Genomic DNA, 9,215 nt, shown 5'->3' with positions numbered 1-9,215 from the left:
ACAGTGCGTCGGGCATGTCCTCGAAATCCGCCCAGATGCGGTTTTCGGTGGCATGGACGGTCTGGTACTCCTTCCACTCGCCGCTGTCCTGATCCTGATAATAAATAATGGAGCTCTGGCTCATGTTGTTAATGTAGTCCTCCGCCCGGACATCCAACGCGGGTGCCAGGGTGGTCTTTACATACATCATGAAAATGCCCGCCATCATCAGGGCCGTGCAAAAGCCGATCAGAACCACCGTGCCGACAATGAACTTGACGGACCAGCGGCCGCCTCCTCCTGCGCGTTTTTTCTTATGGGGTTCCCGGCGCCGCGGCGTCCGTTCAGACGGTGTTTCCCGTTTTCCGTGCTCCAATGCAGGGCACCTCCTTTTTCTGGTGTGGGTTGACGCAAAAAGCATTCCGCTGCGCCGCTTTCCAGCGGCCGCAGATGCTCATGGATCGCCATAATACTTTTTATTGTACCATCCCCTGTCAATATTGAAAATGTCGCTTTTTCCCGAAAAAAAGTTCCCTGTTTACATGTTTTTCTTAGGTTTGGACAGACTATTTTCATCTCTGGAAGCCATCTTTCCCCCTTTTTCCAATCTTCCGCCTCTTGCAATTCCGTGAAAAGTCCAGTATAATAGCGCCAGAGCAAACGGGAAAGGAGCATTGCCCAATGAGCGAAGATTTCGGCCCCACCTTTATTACCCTGACCGATGATGAGGGCAACGAGCATGTTCTGGAGTTTGTGGATATGCTGGAATACAACGGCCAAACGTATCAGGCTTTCTTCCCCGCCGAGACAGAGGGCGAGGACGAGGATGACCCGGACAACGGCCTTGTGATTTTGAAAGTCATCCATGAAAACGGCGAGGACCTCCTCTCCACGCTGGACAGCGACGAAGAGCTGGATGCCGTTTACGATCTGTTTGTCGAATCTCTCTTTGACGAGGACGATTCGGAGCAATAATCAGACAGTTACCCTGCGGGGTGCGTGATAGGTCTTTTTTAACCCACATTTCGTTATAAGGGATGCTGGATCAAGTCGTGGTTCGCAGGCCTCCCGACTGCTGTTTGCGGTTGGAAGTTGGAAGTGATAAAGCGTCTTGGAGGCAACCCACCTGGCCGTGAAGGTGCAGGTTATAACGGGTCTACACGGCCACCGCGGGGTAGCGGAATTTTACAGGGCAGAATAAAATCTGCTCTGTTTTTTTATGGTTCCCATTTCAGGCCGTTTTCAGCAATTGCCGGTAGAATTTCCTTTGCCCGCAATCTTTAATTTCCACTTGCGAAACAGCGTCATATCCATTATAATAAGCGGGTGCTTATCTTGCACCTGAATACTTGAGAGGACTGAAACAACGAATGAGCGCATCAAGAGAAAAGGATACCCGTCAGGCAAAGGCCGGTTTCGGCCAGGCCGATCCCAAGACTGCCCGTGAGGCACAGCAGCGCAAGGAGGAGAAGCGGAACAACCGCCTCTATGGCGTCATTGCCGTGGTGTTTGTGATCATCGCCATTGCATGCCTCGTCTATCGCTCCAATCTCATCCCCAAGATGGCTACCGCCGCCACCATCGGCGACGAGTCCTACACTGCCGCCGAAGTGAACTACTACTTTGTCAACAACTATCAGAATTTCCTCAGCCAGAACTATCAGTACATTTCCTACATGGGTCTGGACGTCAATACCGATCTGCGTGATCAGGAATACTCCGACGGTGAGAGCTGGTTCGACTTCTTCATGGACCAGACCCTGCAGCAGATGGCAGAGATTCAGGCTCTGAACGACGCCGCCGAGGCGGACGGCTTTGCCTGGAATGACGATCTGCAGGCCCAGCTGGATGAGAATCTGGACTCCCTGAAGTCCAACGCCTCCAGCAACGCGCTGAGCACCACAGCATACCTCAGACGCATCTTCGGCAACACCATGACCGAGAAGATCTTTGAGGAGCAGACCAAGCGGACCCTGCTGGCCCAGGCTTATGCCCAGAACTACGAGGACAGCCTGACCTACACCGAGGATCAGCTGACCGAGGCTTACAACGCCGATCCCAAGTCTTTCGACAAAGTTTCCTACGAGGTCATCCGGGTCAACGGCGCCGCCGATACCACGGATGAAGACGGCAACACCATTGATGTCACCGACGAGATGACGCAGCAGGCCATGGCCGATGCCAAGGCTTCTGCCGACAGCATGTACACCGCCTGGATGGCCGGCAGCGATCCCTCTGAGCTGGTGGACAACGACAAGTCCACCTACACCTCCACCGACGCCGGTGCCTGGAGCGACAGCATCATGATGAACTGGCTCTTCGACGACGCCCGCAAGGCCGGTGATTCCACCGTGCTGGAGGATACCGATAACTCCTATTATTATGTCGTGTTGTTCCACGACCGGTTCCGTGAGGATTACAACACCGTGGATGTGCGTCACATCCTGATCCAGCCCGAGGCCACCACCTTCTCCGAGGATGACGAAGGCTATGATGCGGACGTCCAGGCCAAGAAGGACGCGGCCAAGCAGAAGGCCGAGGATCTGCTGGCCCAGTGGAAAGCCGGTGACGCCACCGAGGACTCCTTCGCTGAGCTGGCCAATGAGAACTCCGCCGACTCCGGTTCCAACACCAACGGCGGCCTGTACAGCCAGGTCCACCAGGGTCAAATGGTAGACGCCTTCAATGACTGGTGCTTCGATCCCGCCCGGAAGGCCGGCGATACCGGCATCGTGGAGACCGATTACGGTTACCACATCATGTACTTTGTCGGCACCGATCTTCCCTATTGGCAGGTGCAGGTGGAAGATACGCTGAAAAACGACGATTTCAACACCTGGTACACGGAAAAGACTGCTGATTACACTGCTGAGCAGAGCAGCTTTGGCGTCCGGTTCGTGCGGAGTATGTTCTCTTATTCTTAATGAAGTTGTCCGGATACTCCGGCAAAGCAGCAAGTCCGGCTTTGAACATTCAAAGCCGGACTTGTTTTCACTTTTCTTTCAGGAGGTCTCCTCATGGAGAATCAATTTCTGCGCAATGAGATGCTGTGGGGGCAGGACGCCCAGCGGCGTCTGGCCGCATCCCATGTGATCTTGTTCGGTCTGGGCGGTGTGGGCAGCTATACCGCCGAGTGCCTGGCCCGCTCCGGGATTGGAGAGCTGACGCTGGTGGATCAGGACACTGTGGGACTCTCCAATCTCAACCGGCAGCTGGAGGCCCTGCACTCCACACTGGGACAGGCCAAAGCTGAGGCTGTGGCCGCCCGTCTGCTGGACATCAATCCGCAGCTGCAGGTCCACCCCCTCTGCGCCACCTATGATGCCGCCCACCGGGATGCCTTTTTCCCGGACGGGTGCCGCTATGACTACATTGTGGATGCCATTGACCTGGTATCCTGCAAGCTGGATCTGGCGGAGACCGCGCTGCGGCTGCAGATTCCTATGGTGATGGCTCTGGGCACCGGCAACAAGCTGGACCCCACCTTGCTGCAGCTGACGGATCTCTCCAAGACCTACGGCTGCCCCCTGGCCCGGGTGATGCGTAAGGAACTGCGCAATCGGGGCATCGAGCATCTGCGTGTGGTGTTCAGCCCGGAGGAGCCCACCCGCGCCCCGGATGCACCGCAGGGCGCCGAGGCCCCGCCGCCGGGTCGGCGGAGTATCCCCGCCAGCAATCCCTGGGTCCCCGCCACCGCCGGACTGCTGCTGGGCAGTGCCGTGGTGCGGGACCTCATAGAGAAAGGACGTGCCTGACATGCTCACCGGCACCATTGTCAATACCCTGGCCATTCTGGCCGGCTCTGCCTTGGGTATGTTGATTTCTGCTCTGGCCTCCCGCTTTTCCGATTTCCTGCCCCGCTGCGGCAATCTGGGGTTCCGCCTGCAGGCCATTATCAACAACGCTACCGCGCTGTGCGTGCTTCTCATCGGCATTACCGGCTGTATGAAAGGGGAAAATACCATCATCGCCATTCTCTCCATGGTCATCGGCGCCATCGTGGGCGAACTGCTGGACCTGGACCGGCGGATGCGCTCTCTGGGAGACCTGGTCCAGGAAAAGACAAAGCGGCTGGTCCACGAGGGCGGCAAGGCCACCGTGGCAGAGGGCTTCGTCACCGCCAGCCTGCTCTTCTGCGTGGGTGCCATGGCCATTGTGGGGGCATTGAACGACGGCCTCACCGGCGACCACACCACCCTTTTCGCCAAGTCCCTGCTAGACGGCATCATCGCGGTGGTGTTTGCCTCCTCCCTGGGTATCGGCGTGGCGTTTTCCGCCGCCGCGGTGTTCCTCTACCAAGGAGCCATCGCCCTGCTGGCCTCGGTGTTGGCTCCCTACCTTCAAAGCGGCAGCACCATTGCGGAGATGACCTGTGTGGGTTCGCTGCTGATCATCGCGCTGTCACTGAATATGCTGGGACTGACCAAGATCAAGGTTATGAATCTAGTCCCTGCCATTTTCCTGCCCATTTTGCTCTGCCAGTTCCTGTGAGGGTATCCATCAAAAAAGAGACGGCTTGCGCCGTCTCTTTTTTTGCCCGGGTCAAATGCTGTTGAGCAGCCGCACGACCTCCTCCGTCACCTGCTGCTCATATTCCTCCTGACAGACGGCAGAGACTGCATAGAACCCCTGTCCACGTGACAGATAGCCCGTCACCGTCCCGGAACCATTGCTGCTGAATACCGGGATCAGCTGGGCGGTATCTCCATTGGAGAGAGAGACCTCCTCTGCCTGCGCGTCTTCAAAATCTCCGTAGAACAGGACGAACTGTCCCGGCTCTCCGGAGTAATACTCCGTATACAGGTATGCGGTCACGCCAATGCCTGCATGCCATTCCCCTTCATATTTCTTGTGCACGCTGAGCCTGATCTCCGAGATCTGCCCCTCCTCCAGCTTGAAATGAAGGTCAGTGGGGCCATCCGGTCCCGGCAGGTCAATGCCCAGATAGTCTGTAGCTTCCTCCCAGCTGTCAAATTCATGGCTTCTCCTGCCTGCCGCGGCGTCCTCCCGGGCCTGCTGGGAGAGGGACGCCAGAGGCGTGATCTCCACCTGGGCCGCCGCCTGGTAGGCTTGGTCCGCCGATCTATTTTCAATGGTTTTTTTCATGCCGGGGGCGTCCTGATAGTCCTCCAGGTGCTCCACGTCCAGCATCCGAATCTCCACGCTGTGGAGCACTGCCCCCGCCGTCCCCGCCAGCAGCAGGCACAAACACGCCGCCAACGGCAGATACCGCCGCCGCTTGGGCCGCTTCACCGGCTCCGCGGCCTCTTCCAGCAAAGCCGGGTCCACAAATCGCAGCCCCTCATAAAGGTCCTGTCCGTTCATTGCCAAAGTCCCTCCTTCTGCAAAAATTCCCGCAGCTTTTTCCGCGTCCGGTGCAGCGACATCTTTACCTTGCTCTCGGAGACACCGCAGGCTTGGGCCACCTCCCGGATGCTCTCAGCGTACCAGTAGCGCCGCAGGAAAAAACGCCGTGGTTCCTCCCCCAGCCCCCTCAGAAAACGATTCAGCGCCTCCCCAATCTCCCGTGCGGTCTCTTCCCGGTCCCGCCGGGCATCCGGGATACACTGCTCCAGCTCTGCCGTCAGGGCCACCACCTCTCCCCGGCGCTTTTGCGCCTTCTCCCGGCTCAGCGCACTGAGGGCTCGGTTGCGGCAGATCGCTGCCAGGTACGCGAAGAGGTATACTGGCTCCTCCGGCGGGATAGCGTTCCAGGCAGCCAGGTACGTGTCGCTGACGCACTCCTCAGCGTCCTCCGGGCTCCCCAGCAGCCGCCCGGCCAGCGCCCGCAGCCGCTGCCCGTACCGCTCCTCCAGCGCCGGGATGGCCCCCTGGTCCCGCTGTCGGAACAGCTCCAGAATTTCCCGGTCCTCCATGGCCTCGCCTCCCCTCTCACCCTGATAGACCGGATTTTCCTCCTGTTGGTCACAGGGTACCACAAAAAAGGGCCCCGGCATATCCGCCGGGACCCTTTTTTCTCTCTTCAATTCAGCGGGATCTCCGTATCCCCGAAGCGGACGGCCGTGACCTGAGTCAAGTCCACCGGCACCTGCCAGTAATAGACACTGCTCCACTGCGTATAGCCCTCATCACGGAAGCGGCTGGCGCCACTGCTCTGCTCCACCACGGTGCCGTCCTTCAGCACCAGGGCACAGCGCGAAGGCTCCCATGACTGGTTCTCCCGGGAACGGACGTAGGTAATGTCTGTGGCGGAGATCTCCACGTCCCGCAGGGAGATGATCCTGGTCTCCCGGGTCCCCAGGTCCATGGCGGGCACCTGGATCTCCTCCAGCGTCCGCACCGCCCCCGCCTCCCCGGGCTCCAGCGGGAAGGTCAGCGTCCAGCTACCCTGCATCTGCAAACTGTCGCTGTACATCAGGTCAGCCAACACCAGCGTGGCCTGCCGGGTACCGTCCAGCAGGGAGCTCTGCCCCGCAAGGTCAATGGTGAATCGAACCAGCATGGTCAGCGTGCCGTCCTCTGCCACACCGACATAGGGATAGTCCAGGCTATACCCGCCGGGCGTTTTCACCGCATCCGGGTCCGGGTCCAGAGTCAGGTCCATTCCATCAAAATGATAGTGGGCCTCCTTCTCCCGGGTATAGGTGCCGCTGACCTTCACCAGCATCCACACTGTGCTGTTTCCCACGGTGACGGAGTCCACCGTCACCGTAGTGCCGTTTTGCGTGTCACTGACCCCCACCGGCTTTGTCAGCCTCTTCCATTTTTTTCGCCTCTTCCGGCTGAGGCGGATAGAGACGGATGGAGGCGGGGCCGATCCGGAGGTCCAGCGTGGCGTCTCCCGCGGCAAAGGCGGCCAGGATGCCCAGCCGGAGCCGGCACAGGAACACCAGCAGTATCACCAGAATGCCCAAAATGATGAGCAGCAACCGCAATCTTCTTCCTCCTCTTTCCGCAGGCCGTCAGGTTTCCCCGTCCTCCGTCTGTTCCTCGTCTTTCGGCGCCTCCTCCGGCAGAGGGACTGCGCCTGCGTCCGGGTCCACGATCTCTCCGTTTTCCCCCAGACGCATCTGCCCTTCCCCGCCCAGATCCGGCATCTCCGGCAGATCTTCCAGACTGGTCAGGTGGAAAGCCCGCAGGAACTGCTGGGTGGTCCGGTAGAGATGCGGCCGGCCCGGGACCTGCAGCCGTCCGCACTCTTCAATGAGCTTGCGGTCCAGCAGCAATCCGATGGTATAGGCGCTGTCCACACCCCGGATCTGGTCCACATAAGCCCGGGTGGTGGGCTGGTAATAGGCGATGATGGTGAGGACCTCCAGCGCGGGCTGACTGAGCTTGGCAGGCTTTCGGATCTCGAAAGCTCTGCGGATCAGATCCGCGTAATCGGGCGCCGAACATAGCTGCCAGCTGTCCTCAATGTGCAGCAGCCGGATGCCTCGCCGCTCATAGGCGTAATAATCCATCAGCCGCTGCAGGACCTGCTCCACGGTGGGCTGGTCGATCTCCAGAGCCACGCAGATGCGCTCCACCTGCACCGGCTCCCCGGAGGCGAACAAAATCGCCTCCACGGCGGATTCGATCTCTTTCATCTCCAAGTGCTCCAAGGCTGCTTACTCCTTACAACGTCAAATTATCCGGCAGATCCTTCTCCTGACGGACGGTGCAGTCCGTCTCAGAACCTGCCAGATGGATAATGCAGGCCCGGCACAGCTCCAAAACCGCCAGAAAGGTGGCCACGATCTCACTGCGGCTGCGGTTGCCCCGGAACAGCAGCCGGAAACTGGTGATACCATGCTGCTTGAGCCGCTGGATGATCTCCCGGGCCTTGCTTTCCACCGGATAGGGCTCATGCTGAACGATGTCCTGAAAAGCGGTCCGGGGCGGCGGCAGGGCCCGCTCCGCCCGGCTGCGGATCTCTGCCATAGCCAGGATCAGGTCCCCGGGTTCCTGGGAGTACAGATAGACCTTGCCCCGCTCCACGGGTTCCGGGTCCCGGGTGAGAATATTCCGGCCAAACTCCTCCATGGGAGCAAGCCGCTGGGCCATGGCCTTGATCTTGGCATAGTTCTCATTGCGGCGCCGCTCCTCCAGAGACTGGATCAGGGCGTCCATTTCGCTCTGGGCTTCCGCGTCCTCAATGGCCAGCAGCATGCGGGTCTTGATGTACACCAGATGAGAGGCCATGGTGACAAATTCACTGGCCACATCCAGATCCATCTGCTGGCGCTGGGAAAGCCACTGCAGATACTGGTCGCAGATCAATGAGATGGAGATGTCCTGGATCTCCATCTTATTTTTGCCCAAAAGATACAAAATCAGATCCAGCGGCCCCTCAAAGTCCTGCATTTCCTCAGACCGGGAGCGGACCACTTTTTCCAGTTTGAATACGGGATTTTCCAACGGACGTTCACCTCATAGATAGCTTAAAACGGCATGCCCAGCAATGTGCTCATAGCGGTGTAAACGCCGTTGATGGCAGCGTCAATAAAGCCGGTGCCGATGCCTGCGAAGGACAGCGCCAGCAGCACCAGCATCCCATAGCGCTCATAGTGCATCCAGGTGCCGTACAGCCGGTCCGGCAGCAGCACCGCCAGTACCTTGGACCCATCCAGCGGCGGAATGGGGATCAGATTGAACACCCCCAGGCCGATGGAGAGGATCGCGGTGTAATAACAGAAGAAAAACAGCATTCCCCAGAAGTCGCTGTATGGCACGTGGAGGATACCCTTACAGGCCAGCAGCGCCAGAAAAGCCAGCACAAAATTGGATGCCGGACCCGCCAGGGCGGTAAGGGCCATGCCCTGCTTGGGCTTTTTGAAATAGCGCAGATCCACCGGAACTGGCTTTGCCCAGCCGAAGCCGGCCACAAACATCAGGGCGAGGCCCAGCCAGTCGATGTGGCGCAGAGGGTTCAGGGACAGGCGATGCATCGACTTGGCGGTGGGGTCCCCCAGCGCGTAGGCTGCCAGGCCATGGCAGGTCTCGTGGACCGTCAGGCACAGGAAAATGGCAGCCACCCGCATCACCGCATCGCTCAGGGACGCAAAGTCCAGAGCGTAAAACAATTCTCGCAGATAGTGCAGCATAACGTCTCCAGTCAAAATACCCCAAAATATAGGAGTATTATACCAGCTTGCCCCACCAAATACAAGGAAAATCCCCTATCAGGGGCAGTCTGACGGCGAAAACGGCAAAAAAAGGCAGACGCTGTGCGTCTGCCCTTTGCGGCGGGATCTTGATATTGTCCCCCTCAATCCTCGCCCACTTGTCCGCCC

General features: G+C 58.9%; 11 protein-coding genes, 1 other RNA gene and 1 pseudogene. 5 read left to right on the top strand and 8 right to left on the bottom strand.

From position 1 onward, the window contains the following. A pseudogene (locus QZL67_RS04355) lies at positions 1-355 on the bottom strand (hypothetical protein); the annotation flags it as partial. Between the two features lie 305 nt (positions 356-660). Between QZL67_RS04355 and QZL67_RS04350 the strand changes: the two are divergent. The 5 genes from QZL67_RS04350 (at position 661) to QZL67_RS04330 (ending at position 4,470) form a co-directional block, all read left to right on the top strand. Further along, entirely contained in the window at positions 661-954 is a 294-nt protein-coding gene (locus QZL67_RS04350) for a DUF1292 domain-containing protein (RefSeq protein WP_022289541.1), read from the top strand. Between the two features lie 7 nt (positions 955-961). Then, positions 962-1,159: non-coding RNA, 6S RNA (gene ssrS / locus QZL67_RS04345), on the top strand. A gap of 190 nt (positions 1,160-1,349) precedes the next feature. After that, a complete protein-coding gene (locus QZL67_RS04340) occupies positions 1,350-2,903 on the top strand; it encodes a peptidylprolyl isomerase (RefSeq protein WP_022289540.1) in 1,554 nt (517 codons plus the stop codon). Positions 2,904-2,996: 93 nt separating this feature from the next. Next, entirely contained in the window at positions 2,997-3,734 is a 738-nt protein-coding gene (locus tag QZL67_RS04335) for a ThiF family adenylyltransferase (protein WP_022289539.1), read from the top strand. Between the two features lies 1 nt (position 3,735). Continuing rightward, on the top strand, positions 3,736-4,470 hold the full coding sequence (locus QZL67_RS04330; protein WP_022289538.1) for a DUF554 domain-containing protein: 735 nt from the start codon (positions 3,736-3,738) through the stop codon (positions 4,468-4,470). A 51-nt stretch (positions 4,471-4,521) separates the two neighbouring features. Here the strand turns inward: QZL67_RS04330 and QZL67_RS04325 are convergent, their stop codons facing one another. The 7 genes from QZL67_RS04325 to QZL67_RS04295 all read right to left on the bottom strand — a co-directional run bounded on the left by QZL67_RS04325 (position 4,522) and on the right by QZL67_RS04295 (position 9,026). Beyond that, entirely contained in the window at positions 4,522-5,304 is a 783-nt protein-coding gene (locus QZL67_RS04325; protein ID WP_022289537.1) for a hypothetical protein, read from the bottom strand. Beyond that, entirely contained in the window at positions 5,301-5,855 is a 555-nt protein-coding gene (locus QZL67_RS04320) for an RNA polymerase sigma factor (protein WP_292919851.1), read from the bottom strand. The genes QZL67_RS04325 and QZL67_RS04320 overlap by 4 nt, the downstream gene beginning before the upstream one ends. 107 nt (positions 5,856-5,962) lie before the next feature. Continuing rightward, on the bottom strand, positions 5,963-6,682 hold the full coding sequence (locus QZL67_RS04315) for a hypothetical protein (RefSeq protein WP_022289535.1): 720 nt from the start codon (positions 6,680-6,682) through the stop codon (positions 5,963-5,965). Continuing rightward, positions 6,669-6,875, bottom strand: coding sequence for a hypothetical protein (locus tag QZL67_RS04310; protein ID WP_022289534.1), 207 nt, complete (start codon positions 6,873-6,875; stop codon positions 6,669-6,671). Before QZL67_RS04310 ends, QZL67_RS04315 begins: the two co-directional genes overlap by 14 nt. 27 nt (positions 6,876-6,902) lie before the next feature. Continuing rightward, complete coding sequence (gene scpB / locus QZL67_RS04305; RefSeq protein WP_022289533.1) at positions 6,903-7,529, bottom strand: SMC-Scp complex subunit ScpB; 627 nt, start codon at positions 7,527-7,529, stop codon at positions 6,903-6,905. 28 nt (positions 7,530-7,557) lie between these two features. Further along, on the bottom strand, positions 7,558-8,340 hold the full coding sequence (locus QZL67_RS04300; protein ID WP_022289532.1) for a ScpA family protein: 783 nt from the start codon (positions 8,338-8,340) through the stop codon (positions 7,558-7,560). 23 nt (positions 8,341-8,363) lie between these two features. Next, positions 8,364-9,026 carry a site-2 protease family protein gene (locus QZL67_RS04295; protein ID WP_022289531.1) on the bottom strand — a complete coding sequence of 221 codons (663 nt, stop codon included), beginning with the start codon at positions 9,024-9,026 and terminating at the stop codon, positions 8,364-8,366. Between the last annotated feature and the right edge of the window lie 189 nt (positions 9,027-9,215).

Source organism: Oscillibacter sp. CAG:155 (assembly GCA_000436875.1).
In the GTDB taxonomy this organism is placed as follows: domain Bacteria; phylum Bacillota; class Clostridia; order Oscillospirales; family Oscillospiraceae; genus Oscillibacter.
This window is presented reverse-complemented; position numbering and strand designations above follow the sequence as displayed.